18 protein-coding genes and 1 pseudogene are annotated in these 21,468 nt (G+C 64.4%); 9 read left to right on the top strand and 10 right to left on the bottom strand.

What is annotated here, in order from left to right; translation table 11 throughout:
* Nucleotides 1–332: 332 nt before the first annotated feature.
* A complete protein-coding gene (locus WH265_RS20000; protein WP_339559418.1) occupies nt 333–1,658 on the bottom strand; it encodes a DUF445 domain-containing protein in 1,326 nt (441 codons plus the stop codon).
* 171 nt (nt 1,659–1,829) lie between these two features.
* On the opposite strand from WH265_RS20000, the gene WH265_RS19995 reads away from it, so the two are divergent.
* A complete protein-coding gene (locus tag WH265_RS19995; protein ID WP_133858265.1) occupies nt 1,830–2,081 on the top strand; it encodes a DUF3297 family protein in 252 nt (83 codons plus the stop codon).
* Nucleotides 2,082–2,215: 134 nt separating this feature from the next.
* On the opposite strand, the gene hmpA is transcribed toward WH265_RS19995, so the two are convergent.
* The gene (gene hmpA, locus WH265_RS19990; protein WP_339559417.1) at nt 2,216–3,391 is read right to left on the bottom strand and encodes an NO-inducible flavohemoprotein; all 1,176 of its coding nucleotides are present in this window, start codon (nt 3,389–3,391) and stop codon (nt 2,216–2,218) included.
* Between the two features lie 141 nt (nt 3,392–3,532).
* Between hmpA and norR the strand changes: the two genes are divergently transcribed.
* Nucleotides 3,533–5,149, top strand: coding sequence for a nitric oxide reductase transcriptional regulator NorR (gene norR, locus WH265_RS19985; protein WP_339559416.1), 1,617 nt, complete (start codon nt 3,533–3,535; stop codon nt 5,147–5,149).
* An 85-nt stretch (nt 5,150–5,234) separates the two neighbouring features.
* On the opposite strand, the gene WH265_RS19980 is transcribed toward norR, so the two are convergent.
* The 3 genes from WH265_RS19980 to WH265_RS19970 all read right to left on the bottom strand — a co-directional run bounded on the left by WH265_RS19980 (nt 5,235) and on the right by WH265_RS19970 (nt 7,704).
* On the bottom strand, nt 5,235–5,651 hold the full coding sequence (locus WH265_RS19980; RefSeq protein WP_339559415.1) for an FKBP-type peptidyl-prolyl cis-trans isomerase: 417 nt from the start codon (nt 5,649–5,651) through the stop codon (nt 5,235–5,237).
* A gap of 82 nt (nt 5,652–5,733) precedes the next feature.
* The gene (locus tag WH265_RS19975; RefSeq protein ID WP_312989947.1) at nt 5,734–6,870 is read right to left on the bottom strand and encodes a pyridoxal-phosphate-dependent aminotransferase family protein; all 1,137 of its coding nucleotides are present in this window, start codon (nt 6,868–6,870) and stop codon (nt 5,734–5,736) included.
* Between the two features lie 105 nt (nt 6,871–6,975).
* Complete coding sequence (locus tag WH265_RS19970) at nt 6,976–7,704, bottom strand: YggS family pyridoxal phosphate-dependent enzyme (RefSeq protein ID WP_339559414.1); 729 nt, start codon at nt 7,702–7,704, stop codon at nt 6,976–6,978.
* A gap of 83 nt (nt 7,705–7,787) precedes the next feature.
* Here WH265_RS19970 and WH265_RS19965 point away from each other — a divergent pair, with 83 nt between their 5' ends.
* From WH265_RS19965 to WH265_RS19950, 4 genes are all read left to right on the top strand, one after another.
* A complete protein-coding gene (locus WH265_RS19965; RefSeq protein ID WP_021027363.1) occupies nt 7,788–8,831 on the top strand; it encodes a type IV pilus twitching motility protein PilT in 1,044 nt (347 codons plus the stop codon).
* 107 nt (nt 8,832–8,938) lie between these two features.
* Nucleotides 8,939–9,547 carry a cyclic nucleotide-binding domain-containing protein gene (locus WH265_RS19960; protein WP_339559413.1) on the top strand — a complete coding sequence of 203 codons (609 nt, stop codon included), beginning with the start codon at nt 8,939–8,941 and terminating at the stop codon, nt 9,545–9,547.
* Nucleotides 9,548–9,620: 73 nt separating this feature from the next.
* Complete coding sequence (locus tag WH265_RS19955; RefSeq protein ID WP_021027361.1) at nt 9,621–10,757, top strand: PilT/PilU family type 4a pilus ATPase; 1,137 nt, start codon at nt 9,621–9,623, stop codon at nt 10,755–10,757.
* A gap of 76 nt (nt 10,758–10,833) precedes the next feature.
* Entirely contained in the window at nt 10,834–11,760 is a 927-nt protein-coding gene (locus WH265_RS19950; protein ID WP_339536052.1) for an NAD(P)-dependent oxidoreductase, read from the top strand.
* Nucleotides 11,761–11,978: 218 nt separating this feature from the next.
* On the opposite strand, the pseudogene WH265_RS19945 reads toward WH265_RS19950, so the two are convergent.
* The 3 genes and pseudogenes from WH265_RS19945 to WH265_RS19935 form a co-directional block, all read right to left on the bottom strand.
* Nucleotides 11,979–12,638: pseudogene (locus tag WH265_RS19945) on the bottom strand (BON domain-containing protein); the annotation flags it as partial.
* A complete protein-coding gene (locus WH265_RS19940) occupies nt 12,638–13,237 on the bottom strand; it encodes an SIS domain-containing protein (RefSeq protein WP_021027358.1) in 600 nt (199 codons plus the stop codon). The gene WH265_RS19940 and the pseudogene WH265_RS19945, both read right to left, overlap by 1 nt.
* Nucleotides 13,238–13,425: 188 nt before the next feature.
* Complete coding sequence (locus WH265_RS19935; protein ID WP_116927666.1) at nt 13,426–13,872, bottom strand: YraN family protein; 447 nt, start codon at nt 13,870–13,872, stop codon at nt 13,426–13,428.
* Here WH265_RS19935 and rsmI point away from each other — a divergent pair.
* Entirely contained in the window at nt 13,863–14,795 is a 933-nt protein-coding gene (gene rsmI, locus WH265_RS19930) for a 16S rRNA (cytidine(1402)-2'-O)-methyltransferase (RefSeq protein WP_339559412.1), read from the top strand. The two genes, WH265_RS19935 and rsmI, sit on opposite strands and share 10 nt — an antisense overlap.
* A gap of 21 nt (nt 14,796–14,816) precedes the next feature.
* Here the strand turns inward: rsmI and WH265_RS19925 are convergent, their stop codons facing one another.
* Nucleotides 14,817–16,082 carry an Hsp70 family protein gene (locus WH265_RS19925; RefSeq protein ID WP_312989951.1) on the bottom strand — a complete coding sequence of 422 codons (1,266 nt, stop codon included), beginning with the start codon at nt 16,080–16,082 and terminating at the stop codon, nt 14,817–14,819.
* Between the two features lie 330 nt (nt 16,083–16,412).
* Between WH265_RS19925 and panC the strand changes: the two genes are divergently transcribed.
* Together panC and WH265_RS19915 are read left to right on the top strand one after the other, a co-directional pair.
* Entirely contained in the window at nt 16,413–17,261 is an 849-nt protein-coding gene (gene panC / locus WH265_RS19920) for a pantoate--beta-alanine ligase (RefSeq protein ID WP_339559411.1), read from the top strand.
* 443 nt (nt 17,262–17,704) lie between these two features.
* Nucleotides 17,705–19,714, top strand: a complete 2,010-nt coding sequence (locus WH265_RS19915; protein WP_339559410.1) for a DUF5979 domain-containing protein — start codon at nt 17,705–17,707, stop codon at nt 19,712–19,714.
* A gap of 140 nt (nt 19,715–19,854) precedes the next feature.
* Here the strand turns inward: WH265_RS19915 and WH265_RS19910 are convergent, their stop codons facing one another.
* Nucleotides 19,855–20,817 carry a DUF7933 domain-containing protein gene (locus WH265_RS19910; protein WP_339521038.1) on the bottom strand — a complete coding sequence of 321 codons (963 nt, stop codon included), beginning with the start codon at nt 20,815–20,817 and terminating at the stop codon, nt 19,855–19,857.
* Nucleotides 20,818–21,468 lie beyond the last annotated feature (651 nt).

Genomic DNA, 21,468 nt, shown 5'->3' with positions numbered 1-21,468 from the left:
GGTTCAGATCAAGGTATGGCATGCGGCGGCGCCACCTGCTCGCTCGTGACGAGCAGGCAAAGGCGCAGGCGCAGGGCCAGCGGTTATTCGCGGGGGGTTGGCGCTGTCAGTCGCGGCGCGGCAGGGTCAGAACGGGCTGAGCCTGGGCCGCCCTGGCGTGCATGCCGGGCTGTGCGGCATGGAGATGGCTGGCGCCACCTGGCTGGGCAACGAAGAACGTGGATTGACGCTTAGCAAATGCGAATGCTTCTTATTATATAGAACGATAAAGAAGTGTTGACTAATGTGAAGCCGGCGTGAAGCATAGATGCCCCCCACTGTTGCGGTTTTGCCTACACGGAGCCCGCGCCCAGGTGGTTCACGAGCCAGCCCAGCCAGAACAGCGCAAAGCCGATGAGCCCGCCCACCAAGGTGCCATTGATGCGGATGTACTGCAGGTCGCGGCCAATGTTCCACTCGATCAGCTCGCCCAGCTCGCGCGCATCCCAGCGCTTGACGGTGTCGGCAATATGGGTGCCGAAGAACTGCGAAATCTCGGGCGCCAGCTCCCGCACCCACAGCTCCATGCGCGTATTGAGCGCGGTGCGCAGCGCCGCGTCGCCCGCCAGCGACTTGCCCAGCCACAGTCCCATGCCGCGCACATTGCGCGCCATCGCCGAGTGCTCGTTGGCCAGGTCGGCCTGCAGGCTGGCGCGCAGGCTTTGCCACAGCTCCTGCACATACTGGCCCACGGCAGGGTCGTGCTGCAGGTAGCGGCGCACTTCCTCGCCCTTCGCATGCCAGGCGGGGTCCTGGGCGAGGCGCTCCACCCATTCCTGCATGGTCTGGTCAAACTTGGCGCGCAGCACATGGCTGGGGTTGTCGGCAATCGCGTCGAGCAGGTGCTCCAGGCTGCTGGCAATCATCGCCGAGCCCTTGTCACTGAGCCAGCCGGTGGGCAGCATTTTTTCCTTGAGCGGGTGCTCGGTCTTGAGCCAGTGGGCAATGGTCTGCGCGATCAGGGCGCGGGTCTCGGCCTCGTGCAGCAGCTCAACGAGCTTGTCCAGCACCTGCGCCAGCAGCACCTGGTGGCGGCCGTTGTGCGTCAGCACCGCCAGCACCTTGGACAGCGACTGCGACAGATCGATCTGGCCGAGCAAGGTGCGCAGCGCCAGCTTGATAAAGCGCTCGACCTGCGCATCCTGCACGGTGGCCAGCGCAGCGGCGGCCAGGCGCGCCACCTGGTGGCCCAGTAGCTCGGCGTTAGCCGACGACTTGAGCCACTGCGCCAGTTTGTCGGCCGGCTGGTGCGTGCGCACCAGTTGCACCAGCGAGTCGCCATCGAGAAAGCGCTCGCGCACAAAGACAGCCAGGTTTTCGCCAATGCGGTCCTTGTTGCGCGGAATGATGGCCGTGTGCCGCGAGATCCACGGTATCGGGATGTGCTTGAAGAGCGCGGCCACCGCAAACCAGTCGGCCAGCGCACCAACCATGCCCGCTTCGGTCATCGCGCGCAGACAGCGCAGCGCCAGCTGCCAGTGGCGTGACTGCGCGAAGGGCTGGCCCAGGCACCAGCTGGCCACGATGAACAGCAAGGCCACCAGCAGCAGCAGCAGCAAGGGGGTGAGCTTGGCGCGGCGCAGCAAACGCTGCTGCTCGTCGGTCAGTAGCAAAGGCATGGCGACCACTGTAGCGGCAAGCAGCGGGGCTTGCCAAGTCAGCCAACTGCGCGGTTTGCCTGCCTCTTGCCTGCCATCTCCCCTCGTTTCCCTCCACCATGCGAGGTGCCGCCAAAGTGTGGACAATGGCGGCCTGTGCGGCCCAGGGCCGCGTTCTCTTCTGCACCAACCATGACCGATACCACTGCCCGCCCCGAACTGCCCGACCACCTGTCTATCGATCCCAAGAGCCCGCACTTTGTGCGCGAGGTCTTCAACCACGACATCGGCATCCGCTTCAACGGCACCGAGCGCGTGGACGTCGAGGAATACTGCGTGAGCGAAGGCTGGGTCAAGGTGCCCGCCGGCAAGACCGTGGACCGCAAGGGCAAGCCCCTGCTGATCAAGCTCAAGGGCAAGGTCGAGGCCTATTACAAGGACTGAGTCCTGGGCTGCATAGAATGCGGCCCCGTAAAACGAAAACCCGACCCAGGCGGGCCTTTCAAGGCGAGCATGGCTCGGGTTTTTGTATGTGGCGCGGTCGATGCCGCGCGCCTCAGCGCTTCAGAAGCTTGCGATCAGGCCAGCGCCTCGGCCGGGCCAAAGAACTCATAGCGCACCTGGGCATCGGGCACGCCGAGCTTGCGCAGCGAGGCCTTGACCGAGCGCATAAAGGGCTTGGGGCCAAGAAAGTAGACATCGGCATCGCGCGAGGCCGGCAGCCACTGGCCCAGCAGGTCCTCGGTCAGATGGCCCTGGGCAGCCACCGCCTCGCCGTCGGCCACCTTGTCGTACACATAGAGCGGCTGCAGCTGGCGGTGCGCCTGGGCCAGCGCATCGATTTGCGGGCGGAAGGCATGCACGGCGCTGTCCCGGGCGCAGTGGATAAAGGTGATGGGGCGCTCGGTCTGCAGCGCGGCTTCGAGCATCGGCAAGGTGGGGGTGATGCCCACGCCACCGCTGATCAGCACCAGCGGGCGCTCGCTCGCCTGCAAGGTGAAATGGCCGGCCGGTGCAAACAGCTCCAGGGTGTCGCCCACTTGCAGGTCATGCAGGTAGTTGGAGACCTTGCCACCGGGCTCGCGCTTGACGCTGATGCGGTAGCTGCGGCCATTGCTCGGGGCCGACAGCGAGTAGTTGCGGCGCTGCTCGGTGCCACCCACGATGGCGCGCAGGCCGATGTACTGGCCCGGCTGGTGGGCGATTACCGCCTTGCCGTCGACCGGCTCCAGGTAGAAGGAGCTGATCTCGGCGCTCTCGGCCACCTTTTGCACCAGCTTGAAAGTACGCGCACCGCGCCAGCCGCCTTCGGCATGGGCAATGTCGTCATAGGCCTTGGCCTCGGCAGCGATCAGGATGTCGGCCAGCTGGGTGTAGGCAGCGGCCCAGGCATCGATCACCGCATCGGTGGCGATCTCGGCGCCCAGCACCTCGCGGATCGCGCGCAGCAGGCAGCTGCCAACGATCTGGTACTGGTCCGGCTGCACCTGCAGCGCCACATGCTTGTTGATGATCTGCGCGGGCAGGTCGCCCAGGTTCTCCAGCTTGTCGATGTGCTTCGCATACATCAGCACGCTGTGGGCCAGTGCGCGGGGCTGGGCACCGCTTTGCTGGTGGGCCTGGTTGAAGAGCGGGCGCACCTCGGGGTACTCGCTCAGCATCATCTGGTAGAAGTGCGTGGTCAGCGCCTCGCCGCCGGTCTCCAGCAGCGGGACGGTGGCCTGGATGATCTGTTTTTGGCTATCGCTCAGCATCTAACTCTCCTTGCATGTGGTTGGTCTTGACAATGCATGCAGCGTGCCAACACCGTGTTTGTGGAATATCAATACATTGCACAATGCATGCAGTCATACTGACATCATCTAAATGCTGTGTTTTTGACACCCCGAGTCGTTTTGACATCCTCCAAAATCCTCAACGCCGTGATTCCGCTGGTGGCCGATCTGGCCCAGGAGCTGCCCGAGCGCGAGCGCCTGCGCCGCCTGCTCGCGGCCTTGCGCACCTTGTTGCCCGCCGATGCGGTGGCGCTGCTGCGCCTCAACGGCGAGTGGCTGGAGCCGGTGGCCATCGATGGCCTGGTGCCCGATACCCTGGGCCGGCGCTTCAAGGTGGCCGAGCACCCGCGCCTGGCCCAGCTGCTGGCCGCTGGCCAGGCCATGCGCTTTGCGCCCGACAGCCCCCTGCCCGACCCCTATGACGGCCTGATCACCACCCCCGGCGAGCTGCATGTGCATGACTGCATGGGCTGCGTGCTGCAGACCGGGGGCCTCGCCTGGGGCCTGTTGACCCTGGATGCGCTGGAGCCCGACCGTTTTGCCGATGGCAATGCGCTCGAACTGCTGCAGGCCTTCAGCAACCTGGCTGCCGCCACCGTGGCCACGGCCGAGCGGGTGCAGCAGCTGTCCCAGGCCGCGCGCAGCGCCACGGCGCCCACACCGCGCAATGCAGGTGCGGATCGCAGCCGCCAGATCCTGGGCACCAGTCCGGCCATCCGCCAACTGCAAAGCAGCATTGCGCTGGTCGCCGCCAGCGACCTGTGCGTTCTGATCACCGGCGAGACCGGCACCGGCAAGGAGCTGGTGGCCCAGGCCGTGCATGCGCAGTCGCCGCGCGCGGCACAACCGCTGGTCAGCATCAACTGCGCCGCCCTGCCGGACAACCTGGTCGAGAGCGAGCTGTTCGGCCATGTGCGCGGCGCCTTCACCGGCGCGTTGAGCGAGCGGCGCGGCAAGTTCGAGCAGGCCCAGCATGGAACTCTTTTCCTTGACGAGGTCGGCGAGCTGTCACTGTCGGTGCAGGCCAAGCTGCTGCGCGTGCTGCAAAGCGGCCAGCTGCAGCGCCTGGGCTCGGACCGCGAGCACCAGGTCGATGTGCGCGTGATCGCCGCCACCAACCGCGACCTGGCCGCCGAAGTGCAGGCCGGCCGCATGCGCGCCGACTTCTACCACCGCCTCTGCGTCTACCCGGTCGTGGTGCCGCCGCTGCGTGCGCGGGACAGCGACACCCTGGTGCTCGCCGGCTGCTTTCTGGAAGAGAACCGCGCCCGCCTGCAGCTGGGCGGCCTGCGGCTCGATGCCGCCGCCCAGGCGGCCCTGCTGCGCTACCCCTGGCCGGGCAATGTGCGCGAGCTGGAGCACTGCATCAGCCGCGCGGTGCTCAAGGCGCTCAGCCGCACCCTGGGCCAGCGCAAGGACAGCAGCAAGCCGCGCATGCTGAGCATTGGTGAGGAAGACCTGTGGGACGGCGCCGCCGCCGCGCCGCTGCCGCCCGGCCAGCAGGCAGCCGGCCTTATCGCGCCCCTGCGCGCGTCCGAAATGGCCGAAGTGGCCGAAGGGCTAACAGCCAGCGCCGAGACCTTGGGCCTGCGCGCCCAGGTGGAGCGCTACGAGCGCCAATTGCTCAGCGCCAGCCTGGCCCGCCATAACGGCAACTGGGCGGCAGCAGCGCGCGAGCTGCAACTGGACCGCGCCAACCTGCAGCGACTGGCCAAGCGACTGGGGGTGGAGCGCTGAGCCGTCAATGCACCCATCGCCTAAACAACAAAAAGCCTCCGCGCCAGCAAGACGCGGAGGCTTTTTAGCTTGTGAGTAGTGTCGTTTACTGGCCCTTGACGCCCAGCAGTTCCACTTCAAAGTTCAAGGTGGCGTTCGGCGGGATCACGCCGCCCGCGCCACGGGCGCCATAGGCGATGGAGGCCGGGCAGGTCAGCTTGGCCTTGCCGCCGACCTTCATCAGCTGCAGACCTTCGGTCCAGCAGGGGATCACGCCACCCAGCGAGAACTCGATCGGCTCACCGCGCTTGTAGGAGCTGTCGAACTCCTTGCCGCTGTCGGGGAAGGTGCCCTTGTAGTGCACCTTGACGGTATCTTCCTTCTTGGGGCTGACGCCGGAGCCGTCCTTGATGCTTTCAAACACCAGGCCACTCTTGGTCGTCACAGGCTTGCTTTGTGCCTGGGCAAAGCCGGCGGTCAGGGCGATGGCAGCGAACAGGGCGCTGGCGGTCAATGCTTTCATGGCGAAATCCAATCCAATGTTCTTCAGAAAAACCAGCATTCTGCACCCGGATAGCAGGCGCAGAACGCGTTAAAAACACAAGTTAACCCTTGATACCCAAACCATCGAGCGCCTGGCGCAGATGGCCCACGGTGCGATCGACGTTGTGCCATTTGTCCAGGCCAAACAGGCCGATGCGGAAGGTCTTGAACTCCGGCCCTTCATCGCACATCAGCGGCACGCCAGCGGCGGTCTGCAGGCCGACGCTGGCGAACTTCTTGCTGTTCTGGATCTCCGGGTCGGTGGTGAAGCTGACGACCACGCCGGGCGCCTCAAAACCTGGCGCCGCCACGCTCGGAAAGCCGCGCGCCTTGAGCAGTGCGCGCACTTCCTTGCCCAGCTGGGTCTGCTCCTCGCGCAGCTTGTCCAGGCCATAGGCCTCGGCCTCCTGCATCACCTTGCTCAGTTGCACCAGCGAATCGGTGGGCATGGTCGCGTGGTAGGCATGCTGGCCCTTTTCGTAGCCCTCGGCAATCTGCATCCACTTCTTCAGGTCGCAAGAGAAGCTGCTGCTCTTGGTATCTTCGATGGCCTTGCGCGCGCGCTCGGACAGCATCACCATCGCGCAGCAAGGCGGGCCGCTCCAGCCCTTTTGCGGCGCGGTGATCAGCACATCGACACCGGTCTTTTGCATGTCCACCCAGATGGCGCCGCTGGCCACGCAGTCGAGCACCATCAGCGCGCCGACCTCATGCGCGGCGGCGCTGATGGTCTGGATGTAGTCGTCGGGCAGCACAATGCCGCTGGCCGTCTCGACATGCGGGGCAAACACCACCTGGGGCTTTTCCTTGCGGATCGCGGCGGCTACTTCTTCGGCCGGGCATGGGGCCCAGGCATCTTGCGGGCCCGTGCCCTGGGGGCGGGCCTTGCAAATGACAGCACTGCCGCCCAGGCCGCCTTCGTCGAAAATCTGCGTCCAGCGGTAGCTGAACCAGCCATTGCGCACAATCAGCACCTTGGCGCGGTTGGCAAACTGGCGGGCGACGGCCTCCATACCAAAGGTGCCGCTGCCCGGCACGATCACGGCCGTGTGTGCGTGGTAGGTGGTCTTGAGGATGCGCAGCACCTCGCCCATCACACCGATGAAGCGGTGCGACATGTGGTTGAGCGCGCGGTCGGTGTAGACCACCGAAAACTCCAACAGACCATCGGGGTCAACGTCGGGTAGCAATCCTGGCATGGGGGTCTCCTGTCTATTTGAGGGGGTACACAGAACAATCGGGGGCCAGCTTAGCACGCAGCTTCAAGCGCTGCTGCGGGCTGGCGGGTTGGCAGAGGGGACCCTTCAGTGGGCGCTGCCGTAGTCGCGCTGGCCAAAGATGCCGCTGCCCACACGCACCATCGTCGAGCCGGCCTCAACGGCGGCCTGCAGATCGGCCGTCATGCCCAGCGAGATGGTGTCCCACTGCGCCAGCTGCGGCAGGCCCAGTGCGGCGATGTCATCGAACACGGCCTTGACGCGCTGGTGCACGGCCAGCTGGGCGGCAAAGTCAGGCAGCACATCGGGGATGCTCATCACGCCGCGCAGCTGCAGCTGGGGCAACTGCGCAATCTGCTGCACCAGCGCCGCGGCTTCGGCCGGCGCGACGCCAGACTTGGTGATGCCGCCATCGACATTGAGCTGGATGCAGATCTGCAGCGGTGCCAGCTGCGCGGGCCGCTGGGCGGAGAGGCGCTCGGCCGTCTTGAGCCGGTCCACCGTATGCACCCAGTCAAAGTGCTCGGCCACCAGGCGCGTCTTGTTGCTCTGGATCGGGCCAATGCAGTGCCAGATGAGGCCCTGGTCCTTCCAGCTGTCATGCTCGGCAAAGTAGCGGATCTTCTCGACCGCTTCCTGGATGTAGTTTTCGCCAAAGGCGCGCTGGCCGGTTTCGGCCGCCTCGGCAATGGCGTCCACGCCAAAGGTCTTGGAGACGGCCAGCAGCTGCACGCTGCCCTCGGGCCGGCCGCTGGCACGACAGGCGTTGTCGATTTGCAGGCGAACCTGCTGAATTTTTTCGGGAATCGTGCTCATAATGTAAAAATATGCACGGCCTTGGAACTGGTTGACAACGAGGCCTTGCACGCAAAGCGTACCAAAACAACGAGGGAACTGCAGTGGATATCACCCAATTGCTGGCATTCAGTGTCAAAAATAAAGCGTCGGACTTGCACCTGTCTGCAGGCCTGCCGCCGATGATCCGGGTCCATGGCGATGTGCGCCGCATCAATGTCGATCCGCTGGACCACAAACAGGTCCATGCGATGGTCTACGACATCATGAGCGATGCCCAGCGCAAGCAGTATGAAGAGTTTCTCGAAGTCGACTTCTCGTTCGAGATCGAAGGCCTGGCCCGTTTCCGTGTCAATGCCTTCAACCAGAACCGCGGCTCGGGCGCCGTGTTCCGGACCATTCCGAGCAAGATCCTGACCCTGGAGCAGCTCAACGCTCCCAAGATCTTTGCCGACCTGTCGCTCAAGCCGCGCGGCCTGGTGCTGGTGACCGGGCCGACCGGCTCGGGCAAGTCCACCACCTTGGCGGCCATGGTCAACTACCTCAACGAAAACGAGTACGGCCACATCCTGACGGTGGAAGACCCGATCGAATTCGTGCACGAGTCCAAGAAATGCCTGATCAACCAGCGCGAAGTGGGCCCGCAGACGCTGTCGTTCAGCGCAGCGCTCCGCTCTGCGCTGCGTGAAGACCCGGACGCGATCCTGGTGGGCGAAATGCGTGACCTGGAAACCATCCGCCTGGCGATGACGGCCGCGGAAACCGGCCACTTGGTGTTCGGCACCCTGCACACCTCCAGCGCCGCCAAGACCATTGACCGGATCATCGACGTCTTCCCCGCCGAAGAAAAGGAAATGGTCCGCGCGATGCTGTCCGAATCGCTGCAGGCCGTGATCTCCCAGACCCTGTGCAAGACCAAGGACGGCCAGGGCCGCGTGGCCGCCCACGAGATCATGCTGGGCACGCCCGCCATCCGCAACCTGATCCGCGAGGCCAAGGTTGCGCAGATGTATTCCACCATCCAGACCAGCAACAGCATGGGCATGCAGACGCTGGACCAGAACCTGACCGACCTGGTGCGCCGCAATGTGATCAGCCCGGCCGAGGCCCGCGCCAAGGCGAAGACGCCGGAGAACTTCCCGGGCTAATCGCCACAGTGACCAACTGACAAACGGTTGCACGAAGGGCACCAGCGGTCATTGCCAGTACCGCAGGTGCCCTTTATGCTTTGCGGGATCAAAGGAGACCCTGGGCCATGAACCGCTTGCATTCCGCATCCCCGGCAGACGATGCCGCCGAGGCAGACACCGGCTTCTTCCTCCATGGTTTCCAGCAGGCCAGCACGTCGGAGGTCCCCTATGTGCTCTGGAGCCAGCGCCGCAAGGCCATCCACGCCCAGCTGCTGGCCCCGGCCGACCCGGCCACGGCGCTGCGCATGGTCTGGGCCCAGGATGCGGCGCTGTCCTTGCTGCAATCGCCCTTTATCGACCAGATGGTGCAGTACCTGGAGTTCTACCAGGTGCCGGCCGGGCAAACCCTGATCCAGCAAGGCGAGCTGGGCGACTACCTGCTGATCGTGCTGAGCGGCCAGGTGGGGGTCGATCGGCAACTCGGCAATGGCCAGAGCGTGCATCTGGCCGACACCCACCCCGGCGAAGTGCTGGGCGAAATGTCTCTGTTTGACAGCAGTCCGCGTTTTTCTTCGTGTACCACCACCACCGACTGTGCACTGGCCGTGCTGAAGGCCGATACACTGGATGCCATGATGGAGTTGGACGCGTCCACGGCCGCCTATTTGCTGGCCTTGTTCACGCGCAAACTCTCCACGCGGCTGCGGCAGACCAGCGCCCGGATCGAGCCCTGAGCCCCTCAGGGCGGCCGTTCCCAGGGCGCTTCTGCTGCATCCGCAACAATAACGGAGCGCAGAGAGGATTGTCATGGAACGGGATCAGGCCAGTAAGTTCATCAACGACCTGTTGAAGCTGATGGTGCAGCGCAATGGCAGCGATTTGTTCATCACCGCTGACTTTCCGCCGGCCATCAAGATCGATGGCAAGGTCACCAAGGTCTCCAGCCAGCCGCTGTCGCCCACCCACTCGCTGACGCTGGCCCGCTCGATCATGAGCGACAAGCAGGTCGCCGAGTTCGAAAAGACCAAGGAATGCAATTTCGCGATCTCGCCCTCGGGCATCGGGCGCTTCCGGGTCAATGCCTTCATGCAGCAAGGCCATGTGGGTCTCGTGCTGCGGACCATTCCATTGACCCTGCCAACGATTGACGGCCTGGGCGTGCCCCAGGTGCTCAAGGACCTGGCGATGACCAAGCGCGGCCTGTGCATCATGGTGGGCGCCACCGGCTCGGGCAAGTCCACCACCTTGGCGGCGATGGTCGACTGGCGCAACGAGAACTCCCACGGCCACATCATCACCGTCGAAGACCCGGTGGAATTTGTCCACCCGCACAAGAACTGCATCGTGACCCAGCGCGAAGTGGGCCTGGACACCGACAACTGGGAGGCGGCGCTGAAAAACACCTTGCGCCAGGCGCCCGACGTCATCCTGATGGGCGAAATCCGCGACCGCGAAACCATGGAGCACGCGGTGGCCTTTGCCGAAACCGGTCACCTGTGCCTGGCCACCCTGCACGCCAACAGCGCCAACCAGGCGCTTGACCGGATCATCAACTTCTTCCCCGAAGAGCGCCGCGCGCAGCTGCTGATGGACCTGTCGCTCAACCTGCGCGGCCTGGTGTCGCAGCGCCTTTTGAGCAAGCAGGACAGCAAGGGCCGGGTGGCTGCGGTGGAGGTAATGCTCAACTCGCCGCTGATCTCCGACATGATCTTCAAGGGCGAGGTGGGCGAGATCAAGGAGATCATGAAGAAAAGCCGCAACCTGGGCATGCAGACCTTTGACCAGGCGCTGTTTGACCTTTACGAGGCCAACATGATCACCTACGAAGACGCGCTGCGCAACGCCGACTCGGTCAACGACCTGCGCCTGCAGATCAAGCTGGGCAGCCAGCGCGCCAAGCGCAGTGACCTGGCCGAGGGCACGGAGCACCTGACAATCGTTTAAGCTGTCAGCGTTTTGGGTTTTCAGCTACACGGCACCCAGGCCCGCCTTGGGTGCCGCTCTTTTTGGAGTCACCGCAATGGCATCGAGTATTCAAGCACGCAGCTATGACAGCACCCCTTCCCTGAACGTCGCCTTTTTGGGCCTGGGCGTCATGGGCTACCCCATGGCAGGCCACCTGGCCCAGGCCGGGCACGCGGTCACCGTCTACAACCGCACCGCGCAAAAGGCGCAAGGCTGGTGCGACGAATTTGCCAGCTCTAAGGCACCCCGCCATGCAGCCACGCCGCGCGAGGCCGTTGCCGGCGCCGATATCGTGTTCTGCTGCGTGGGCAATGACGATGACCTGCGCTCGGTCGTACTGGGCGCCGATGGCGCGCTGGCCGGCATGAAGCCTGGCGCCATCTTTGTCGACCACACCACCGCCTCGGCCAATGTGGCCCGCGAGCTGTATGCCGCCGCCCAGGCCCAGGGCCTGCACTTTATCGATGCACCCGTCTCCGGCGGCCAGGCCGGGGCCGTCAACGGCCAGCTCACCGTCATGTGCGGCGGCGATGACGCGGTGTTCAACACCGTCAAGCCGGTGGCCATGGCCTTCTCGCGCGCCTTCACCTTGCTGGGCAGCAGCGGCGCGGGCCAGCTGGCCAAGATGGTCAACCAGATCTGCATCGCCGGTGTCGTGCAAGGCCTGTCCGAGGCGATTGCCTTTGGCATGAATGCCGGCCTGGACATGCCCCAGGTGCTGGATGTGGTGAGCAAGGGTGCGGCGCAAAGCTGGCAGATGGAAAACCGGGGCAAGACCATGGTCGAGGGCAAGTTCGACTTCGGTTTTGCCGTGGACTGGATGCGCAAGGACCTGGGCCTGGTGCTCGACGAGGCCAAGCGCAATGGCTCGCGCCTGCCGCTCACGGCCCTGGTCGACCAGTTCTATGCCGATGTGCAGCAATCGGGCGGCAACCGCTGGGATACGTCGAGCCTGATCACCCGCCTGGGCAAGAAGGCCTGAAACGGATCACCCCATGCAAAAAGGCCGCTGATGCGGCCTTTTTGCTGGAGGATCTGTGCAGATCAGGGCTTGGTCGTGAAACCATCGTTGAGCGGTTGCACCGGCGTGGTGTTGACCGGCGAGGTGGTCACGCCCGTCGACACGGGTGCTGCCGCAGGCGCTGCCGGTGCGGCGGCAGGCGCGGGCACCACGGTCGCGGGCTGGGTGGTGATGGCCGATGCGCTGCTGTCGTTGACGACCGGGGCGGCATTGCCGGTGCTGCGGTTGTTGCTGAGGGACTTGAGCTCTTCCTCGCTGATCACCTCGAACACGCGCACCACCTTTTGCACATTGGCCACGCCCCGGGCGATTTCGGCCGCGCGCTTGGATTCGCGCTCGGTCACGCGGCCCATCAGGTAGACCACATTGCGCTCGGTCACCACCTTGATGGCGCTGGAGCTCAGGTCCTTGGCATCGATGATGCTCGCGCGCACCTTGCCGGTGATCAGCGTATCGGTCGAGCGCTGCGACAGGCTGGAGTTGAACATCACACCCACGTCGTTGACGACGGAGCGCACATTCTGCGCGGTCTTGGCGGCCTCTTCGGCCTTTTGCTTGAAGGCCTCGTTGGGCGCCTCACCGGTCAGCAGCACCTGGCGGTTGTAGCTGGTGACATTGATATGCCCGTCATTGCCGGCACGCTCGCGGATGGCGCTGGCCACGCGCATCTCAATGCTCTCGTCCTCCACCTGGATGCCGGCGGTGCGGCGGTCGATCGCCATCACCGTGCCGCCGACGGCAGCGCCGCCGATCACCAGCGGAACGCAGCCGGACACGGCCCCAGCGACGGCGCCAGCCGCCACCAGACACAGGGTCAATCGCTTCCAAGACACAGGCATCATTCCTCTTCTCCTAACAATTGGGTATCGATTCCGTCAATCAGACAGTGCAGCACCAGCTGGTGCACCTCGCGCACGCGGGTGCTGCGGTCATGCGGCACGCGCATCAGTACATCGGTTTCGCTCAAGGCATTGGCCAGCAGGCCACCGCTGCGACCGGTCAGCACCACGGCCGACATGTCGCGCTCATGCGCCGCCTCGATCGCAGCCAACAGGGCCCTGTCATGGCCATCGGCACTGATGACCAGCAGTAGATCGCCAGGCTGGCCCAAAGTTCGCACCTGGCGCGCCAGCGCCTGCGGCAGGCCTTCGGGCGTGAGGCTGCTGCCCAGCTGGGCCTGCGCCAGTGCATCGTTGTCGAGCACCAGGGCCGCCAGCTCGGGGCGCTCGCGCTCCATGCCGCTGACGCACATGGCGGCAAATTGCGCCGCCTGCGCCCAGGACAGGCCATTGCCGCAGCACATCACCTTGTTGCCGCTGGTCACACAGGCGAGCAGCGCGTAGACCGCGCTGGCGACGCTTTCGCTCATCTCCTGTGACACCTGGTAGTGGAGATCGGCGCTATCGATAAAGTGCTGTTGGATGTGTTGCTCAAGCATGGAGGCCCGATGATAACCTTGGCCGGTTTCCCCCTGGGGTCGGGATGATGACTTTTCTCAGTCCCCATACGCATGCAAAGCCCAGCAACTGCGCGCTTCAGGGCCCTTTGCACCACCCTCGCCACATGGGATGGGCGCGGATCACCCGAGCCCGCGTTCAGATCCAGCAGCGAATTTCGCAGAGGGCCCTAGCCCCCTTCGGGCACATCAAAGGCGGCCCGCAGCCAGACGATCTCCTGCTCGACCAGCACCGCATCGAAACGGCAGGCCGGCTGCTGGCGCAGGCTGGCCAGGTAGTGGCGGGCGGCCAGGATGATGCGCCGCTGCTTGCTGCTGCCAATGCTGCCGCCCGCACCGCCAAAGCCGCTGTGCTGGCGCTGGCGCACCTCGACAAACACGACGGTACCATCGCGCTCCTGCATCACCAGATCGATCTCGCCGCCGCCGCGCCCGGGCGTGCGGTAATTGCGCGCCAAAAGGCGCAGCCCCTGTTGTTGGAGATAATGGAGCGCGGCATCTTCTGCCTGCTGGCCACGCAGCTTGCTGTTGTCTGCCCCTTCGCTGGTGGCGCCGGGCGATGCAGCAGACGGGCCCTGGCCGCGCCATTTTTCAAGGATCTTCCACGGTGTCTGCATCTTTCACCTCCGCTTTGCAAGCAGCCCAGGCTGCCGCCGGCACCCAGCACTACCCTGCCTCCACCCTGTATGTGGTGGCCACGCCCATCGGCAACCTGGCCGACATCACCCTGCGCGCGCTGCATGTGCTGGAGCTGGCCGATGCCGTCGCCTGCGAGGACACCCGCCACACCCACAGCATGCTACGCGCCTATGGCGTTGGCAAGTCGGGCGGCCAGCTGATTGCGCTGCACCAGCACAACGAGGCCGAGGCGGCCGAGCAGGTCATCCACCGCCTGCAGCAAGGCCAGCGCATTGCCTATGTGAGCGATGCCGGCACGCCCGGCGTCAGCGACCCGGGCGCACGCCTGGCGGCGGCTGTTGCACGCGCGGGCCTGCGCGTGAGCCCCCTGCCCGGCGCCAGCAGCGTGACCGCATTGGTCAGCGCTGCCGGTGCAGTGGCCGGCGAAGGCGCCAGCAGCGGCTTTGCGTTTATCGGTTTTCTGCCCACCAAGGCGCAGGAGCGCCAGCAGGCCGTCGCCCAACTGGCGCAGGACCCGCGCACCCTCGTGCTGCTGGAGGCGCCCCACCGCATTGCCGACCTGGCCCAGGCGCTGGCCGTGCTGCAGGACCGGCCCGTGACCTTGGGCCGCGAGCTGACCAAGCAGTTTGAAGACATTGCCACCATGCCTGCGGCCGATGTGCCCGGCTGGCTGGCGGCCGACCCGCACCGCAGCAAGGGCGAGTTTGCACTGCTGCTGCACCCGCAGGCAGTGCAAACCGATGGCCTGGCCGATGCCCACCGCGTGCTGGCGCTGCTGCTGGCCGAGCTGCCGACCAAGACCGCCGTCAAGCTGGCCGCCGATATCACGGGCGCGCCGCGCAATGCGCTGTATGACACGGCACTGGCCTGGAAGCGCGATGCCGAGCAAGGCGACGACTGATCGCCGCTGCTGCGCTGAGGTTTAAAGCGCCTGGCCGTGCACCAGGCCCGCCGCCACACCGCCAAACAGATCGCCCTCGACCTGTGGGGTATCCGGAAAAGCCTGCGCCAGCGCTGCGCGCAGCGGCTGCAATGCCGACGAACCGCCGGTCAGGTAGATCGCATCGATCTGCCCTTGCTGCAGGCCGGCGGCCTGCACGCAATCGAGCGCGCACTGCGCCACCTGGGCCAGCAAGGCCTGCAGGCATTGCTGCAGATCGTCGGGCCAGACCTCGGGGCTCAGGCCCGGCTCCAGCCAATCGACTTCCAGCTTTTGCACGCGCTGGTGGTTGGACAGGCCGATCTTGGTCTCTTCGACCGCATTGGCCAGGCGGTGGCCCCAGTGCTCTTGCAAGAGCCGCACCAGCCGGTCATGCAGTGCCGTATCGCTGTAGCTGCTGCGCAGCGCCTGCACCTCGCGCTGGCGCTGCGGGCTGTACAGCCACTGGATCAGGTGCCAGGTCGACAAGTCATGGAAGACCGCGCTGGGCACCTCGCGCCCGCTGGGCCCCACATGCTGCAGGCCCAGAAGCGGCATGGCCGCCATCAGGCTCAGGCGCCGGTCAAAATCGGTGCCGCCAATGTGCACGCCGGTGGTGGCCAGAATGTCGCTGCTGCGCTCGGGCTTGTTGCGGCGCTCGGGGCCCAGGCGCACCACGGTGAAGTCCGAGGTACCGCCGCCAATGTCGACCACCAGCACCAGCGCCTCGTTGGCAATGCGCTGCTCATAGTCCAGTGCTGCGGCAATGGGCTCCAGCTGAAAGCGCACATCCTTGAAGCCTGCTGCCTGCGCGGCATGCTGCAGGGCCGTTTGCGCCGCTTGGTCACGCCCCGCGTCCTCATCGACAAAATGCACCGGCCGGCCCATGACGACGGTGCTTGGCAGGTGGCCCATCTGGCGCTCGGCCGTGGCCGCCAGCTGCTGCACAAACAGCGCCACGATGTCCTGGTAGGCCACCAGCTTGCCGTGCACCACCGTTTTCTCCTGCATCAGCGCGCTGCCCAGCAGGCTTTTGAGCGAGCGCATCAGCCGGCCTTCGGTGCCTTCCAGATAGCGCGAGACGGCATCGCGCCCGTAGTGGGTGCTGTGGTCCTCGGTGTTGAAGAACACGGCCGTTGGCATCGCTTGCGAAGCGCCCTCGGCCTGCAACAGCGTGGAAGGCCCGGGCGCAGCCAGGTCGGCCTTGAACGCCATGGCCGAATTGGAAGTGCCGAAATCAATGCCCAAGATGGCGGATGCAGATGACATAAAGACCAGGTCCGACACGGGAATCGGACGAAAAAATCAAGGCATGCCGGTTGCAAAAATGCAGATCCGGTGCCGGTATAAAAAGGGAAAAGCCTCTGTACCCTAGCGGATGCAGAGGCCCAAATGCGACTGGCCTGACACGGAGTCGGTTGACCCAGGCGTGCGCTGCAAGAACAGTGTTTGCGCGCCGCGACCGGAAAATTATAGGGCAAGCGCATGCGGCGACCGCAGGCAAACCATAGACCCCTCTAATAGCCCTATACAAAACCCATGGGTGTGCTGCTATGCTCGGCGCTCCCTGCACCACCGCTGGCAACGCCCATGCCCACCATGCAAGTTACCCATACCATCGCAGAACTCCGACAAGCCCTGGCCGAGCGCGGCCGGCCCGCCTTTGTGCCCACCATGGGCAATCTGCATGCAGGCCATATCTCGCTGGTGCATGAGGCCAAACGCCATGGCGCGGTGACAGTGGCGAGCATCTTCGTCAACCGCCTGCAGTTCCTGCCGACCGAAGATTTCGACAGCTATCCCCGCACCTGGGAGGGCGACTGCGCCCAGCTGCAGGCGGCCGGCTGCGACATCCTGTTTGCCCCGCGTGAGAAGGACCTGTACCCCGAGCCCCAGCTGTTCAAGGTGCAGCCGGACCCGGCGCTGGCCGACATTCTGGAGGGCGAGTTCCGCCCCGGCTTTTTCACGGGGGTCTGCACCGTCGTGATGAAGCTGTTCAGCTGCGTATTTGCCAGCACCGGCGGGGGCGCGGCCATTTTTGGCTGGAAGGACTACCAGCAGCTGATGGTCATCCGCCGCATGGTGGCGCAGTTTGCGCTGCCCATCGAGATCATCGGCTGCCCCACCGCGCGCGCCGACGACGGCCTGGCACTGAGCTCGCGCAATGGCTACCTGAGCGCGGCCGAGCGCCAGCAGGCCATGGCCCTGTCCCAAGCATTGAAGGTGCTGGCCGCCGCCGCCCGCAACGCGCCCGCCAACCTGCCTGCGCTCGAAGCCCAGGCCATGCAGTCGCTGCGGGCCCTGGGCTGGGAGCCCGATTACCTGACCGTGCGCCAGCGCCACAACCTGCTGGCACCGGCCGACGGCGAGCTGGCCAGCGCGCCGCTGGTGGCGCTGGGCGCGGCACGCCTGGGCAGTACGCGGCTGATCGATAACCTGGAGTTTTAAGGCGCTGCGCCAGCCCCAGCGCGGTGGCCGATGGGCCAGCAGCCCGGCCGGGGTCTGGGCAGCCAGAGTGTGATGGCGCACCAAGGACCTGCGGCGGGCAGGGCAGACATTTCCAACCTTAAAACGCTCCACTTCTGATAGCAATCAAGAAAGCAGGCAGGCGGCAGTGAAGGCTGCCTCTGGGCTGACAATTGTTTGCTGCATTCGCGCTGCAGGCGGGCAAAAACATACACGCCCAATCATCAATAGACAGTACATTCCCATTTAATTAATCAATACATGACCTGGATTGAAGGTCCATGCATGGCTTTGTCGAGCGCCTGCATCGGCCATCACACGTCTGGTTTATGATTCATATTGATACAAATATCATCTAATAGTTACATTACTGAATGAGACTATGTGCTGCGCTTTATCGCTGAGCAGATTCCATGGGAAGAGACATGACCAATCCATTGATGTTTTTCAGGCTGCTGCTGGCAGCTTTTTTGTTGAGCTTCGGCGCGCAGCATGCGCTGGCACAACAGGTTTTGCTGCTGACCACCAACTCGGATCCCGCAGGGCCCAATCCTGAAGACGCCGATGCCATCGCGGCCTACCAAAATCTTGAGAACGAATTTACCAATGCACTGCCCAGCTCTGGCCAACTGACACGCAGGTCCGTGCTGGGCAATGCCAATGCGATCTCCGCGGCAACCTTTACCGCCGCGTCTGGCTCAGCCTATGACATCGTGATTGTGGCGAGCACCTACCGGGCGGTCGACCCGAGCAACTGGGCCGTGCTGCAGACGGCGGTGGCCAATCGCTGGGCCAACTCCATCGTCTTCTTTGTCGATGGCTGTTGCGAGAACCGAAACGCCCAAAATGCCCAGCGAATGGTGGATACGCTCAATGCCGGCACCCAGTCCACGTTTAGCTTGGGCACCACCGTCAATGCATATGCCGCTTTCCCGTTGAACACCAACTCGCCCTATGCGGGCTCGTTCACGGCACTGAACCCCTTGCAGGGCGGCTACATCACCTACATCAATAACGTGCCCGCCAACAACGCACTGTACGTAGCCGGAGCGCTGCCACCGGCAGGCACAACGCCAACCAATAATGTCTATGGGCTGTTGATTCCCACCGTGCAATCCAATGCCGGCCGAGGCGCTTGCGTGTTTGCCGTGGTCGATATCTCGATTTTCTACGGCCCACCCTGGACCACCAACCAAGGCAAGGTCGCGCCCGCCTTCCTCAATGCCGCTACCTCGGAAAGCGGCGCCTGCGGCCTGCCCAAGGTCAGCAAGCGCTTTGACAAAACGGACCTCTATCTGGGTGGCAGTGACAACACCACGCTGCTGACGATCACGCTGTCCAACAGCACATCGCAGGACATCAGCAACGTGACGCTGAGCGACAAACTGCCTGCCCCCCTGGTGGTGGCACCGGGCGCCGTGAGCAACTCCTGCACCGCTGGCACGTTCAGTGCCGTGCCAGGCTCGGACATCATCAGCGATAGTGGCATGACCATTCCTGGTGGCGGTTGCACCATCACCGTGCCCGTGCAATGGCCCAACACCGATGCCGGCCGCCAGGCATGCATCAGCACCCCGTCGGTGACCAACACCATCACGCCAGGTACCGACTTTGTCTCGCCCACCGGCCAGGTCAATACGCCAGCGACCGCAAGCCTCGCCTGCCATGCCGCGCAGCTTGCCATCTCCAAGCAGGTGGTCTGGCCCGCCAACGTCACGCCCGTGGATCTGACGGGCAGCAGCTTCCCCGTCTCGGTGGTCTGCACCGGCAGCGACGGCGTGGTCGCGCCAGCGATCAACACCTCGATCACGCTGGACACGGCCACCACCGGCAGCGTCTCCACCACGCCGGTGATCGCCAGCGGCAGCTGCGTGGTGACCGAGGGCACGCGCCCCACGCCGCCCGCCAACCATCTCTGGGTGGAAGACCCCGCGCCCATCGTCTCCGTCACGATGGCAGCGCCCCCAGCGGCCAATAGCGCGCAGCTGGTCAACACCTTGGCGCGCGCCAACACCGATATCACGATCAGCAAGGCCGTGGCCGGCGGCCCGGCAGCGGGCATCAGCGGCAGCTTCAGCTTTAGCGCCAACTGCGGTGCAGACGGCAGCTTTACTACGGCAGTGAGCTTGAGCGGCAGCAACGCAGGGGCCATCGCCATCACCAACGTGCCCCAGGGCGCCAGCTGCACCGTGAGCGAAGCGCCCACCATGCCCGAGGCGCCGGCAGGCTACACCTGGAGCACCAGCCTGCCCGCGCCAGTGACGCTGGTCACCGCAGCCAATGGCAACACGGCCTCCTTCGTCAACACGCTGGTGCGCACGGCGCCTGCTGTGCCCGCTGCAGTGCCTGCGCTGGATACCATCAAGCTGCTGCTGATGGTGGCCGCCATGGCGCTGTTGGGCATGCTGGTGCTGCGACGCGCGCAGCGCCGCTGAGAGGCTGGCGGCGCGAGCCGCTGGTAGTGGTACAGCGTCCGCCGATAAAAAAAGGCCTGGGTTCGGCATGGTGCTGAACCCAGGCCTTGTGCCTTGGTGGAGGGAGCTAACCCGGTGCTGCGCTGGCGCAGCGCGCCAGATCAGGCGCGGTTGCGAGCGGCCCGCAAGCTGGCAAAGCCTGCGACCAAGGCCGACAGCAGCAGCACGCCCCAAGGCGCATTGGCGGGAACCGGTGTTGGGTTGGATGGCGTGCTGGGCGCAGTGAAGGTCACGGTGGACACCTGCGGTGGGTTCAAGCCCGCCGATTCAATGTTGTCCGGGCCATTGGCATAGGCGCCGGCCGTGGCGGATGTGACGCTGACGGACACCGTGCAGGACTCCATCGCATCGGCCAGATTGCCGGTCACATCGATGCTGGTGGCACCAGCTGCTGCCGTCACGACGCCGCTGGGGCAGGTCGTGGCGGTTGCCGGTGTGGGCGCCACCACCAGGCCGGCGGGCAGGTTGTCGGTAAACGACCAGCCGGCCTTGGCACCCAGCTCCGTCGTATTGGTGATCGTGAAGGTCAGCACACTCACGCCGCCTACTGGCTGGGTTGCCGGGCTGAACGATTTGTCCAGGGTCGGGCTGACATCCAGCAACTGGATATTGTCAAAGGCATGGTCATTGCCACCGCCACTGCCATTGGCATTGGTCATGCGGATGCCGACGGAGGCGCTGTTGACCAGTACACCGCCACTGGTATAGGTGCCCACCCGCGCACCTTGCCCCGCCGTCGCGGCGCCAGCAGCGCCCAGCGCCGGCATGTCCTGCAACGTGCCGCCACATCCATTGATCTGACCACCGGCAGCAACTGGGGTGCCATCATCGAGCAAAGCGAACTGCAACTGTGGTGCGCTGGCCCGGTAGCAGTTGGCGGCTGCCACATCGATACCCACGGCGATGAAGCGGCTGGGGATCGGCAGCGTCAGCGGTGTCACTGTTTCAAACTCCACATTGCCCGCGCCAGGATTGTTGGAGGTATAGGCCGACACGGCGAAATTGGTCGCGGGGGTCGCCTGGCCCTTGAAGGTGCCAATCGCCTGTGCCAGCTGCTGGGTCACATTCCATGGCTCTTGGCCGCCACAGCTGGCTGCCTGACCATCCGCTCCCGCAACCGGCTGGTCTGCCGATGACATCAGCCCGTTGCAGCCTGTGAGCCAAGACGGGGCTGCCGTATAGGTTTGGCCCGTTACACCCACATAATCCGTCAGAATATCCCCGCTGGTGGCTGGCTCGATATTCTGAAAGTCTTCTGTGAATATCACAGACGGTGCCTGCGGCACCCCCGGCACTGCATTAGCAGCACCCGATGCCAGCAATGCCGATCCACCTAATGCGCACAGGCTTAAATAAGAAGCCAGGCGCGATGGGATGCCAGGAAAAGCAACGCCGGCAATACCAGCGGACTGCGTGCTAGATTTAATCATGCGCATCCTTTGAAATTGAAATTACCAAACAAATACAGAGCAGAAGCGCTCACAGTCACCTGCCAGGGGAGATCGCTGCAAGAGAGCAAATAGCCAATTCCTATGCCGCCTCTTCATTACTATTTCGCACTGCTTACATTGCCATACAACTACAAAAATGGTCAAGCGCTATAGCGATTGCTGTCCATTTCCAGAGCTGCTTGTTCAAATTTGCCACAGTCGGATGCGACCATTATTTGGTAAATATCAATTTCCTTTGTTTTATTGCAAAGGTCATTTTATTGA

The organism is Comamonas sp. MYb396 (assembly GCF_037479555.1).
Classification (GTDB): Bacteria; Pseudomonadota; Gammaproteobacteria; order Burkholderiales; family Burkholderiaceae_C; genus Comamonas.
The sequence above is the reverse complement of the archived record's forward strand: the minus strand, read 5'-3'. Positions and strand labels throughout refer to the sequence as shown.

Bases quoted from the DNA above. Each gene is read 5' to 3' on its own strand.
- WH265_RS20000 (WP_339559418.1), bottom strand. From the start codon at position 1,658: ATGCCTTTGCTACTGACCGACGAGCAGCAGCGTTTGCTGCGCCGCGCC.
- WH265_RS19995 (WP_133858265.1), top strand. From the start codon at position 1,830: ATGACCGATACCACTGCCCGCCCCGAACTGCCCGACCACCTGTCTATC.
- hmpA (WP_339559417.1), bottom strand. From the start codon at position 3,391: ATGCTGAGCGATAGCCAAAAACAGATCATCCAGGCCACCGTCCCGCTG.
- WH265_RS19980 (WP_339559415.1), bottom strand. From the start codon at position 5,651: ATGAAAGCATTGACCGCCAGCGCCCTGTTCGCTGCCATCGCCCTGACC.
- WH265_RS19975 (WP_312989947.1), bottom strand. From the start codon at position 6,870: ATGCCAGGATTGCTACCCGACGTTGACCCCGATGGTCTGTTGGAGTTT.
- WH265_RS19970 (WP_339559414.1), bottom strand. From the start codon at position 7,704: ATGAGCACGATTCCCGAAAAAATTCAGCAGGTTCGCCTGCAAATCGAC.
- WH265_RS19960 (WP_339559413.1), top strand. From the start codon at position 8,939: ATGAACCGCTTGCATTCCGCATCCCCGGCAGACGATGCCGCCGAGGCA.
- WH265_RS19955 (WP_021027361.1), top strand. From the start codon at position 9,621: ATGGAACGGGATCAGGCCAGTAAGTTCATCAACGACCTGTTGAAGCTG.
- WH265_RS19950 (WP_339536052.1), top strand. From the start codon at position 10,834: ATGGCATCGAGTATTCAAGCACGCAGCTATGACAGCACCCCTTCCCTG.
- WH265_RS19940 (WP_021027358.1), bottom strand. From the start codon at position 13,237: ATGCTTGAGCAACACATCCAACAGCACTTTATCGATAGCGCCGATCTC.
- WH265_RS19935 (WP_116927666.1), bottom strand. From the start codon at position 13,872: ATGCAGACACCGTGGAAGATCCTTGAAAAATGGCGCGGCCAGGGCCCG.
- WH265_RS19925 (WP_312989951.1), bottom strand. From the start codon at position 16,082: ATGTCATCTGCATCCGCCATCTTGGGCATTGATTTCGGCACTTCCAAT.
- panC (WP_339559411.1), top strand. From the start codon at position 16,413: ATGCAAGTTACCCATACCATCGCAGAACTCCGACAAGCCCTGGCCGAG.
- WH265_RS19915 (WP_339559410.1), top strand. From the start codon at position 17,705: ATGACCAATCCATTGATGTTTTTCAGGCTGCTGCTGGCAGCTTTTTTG.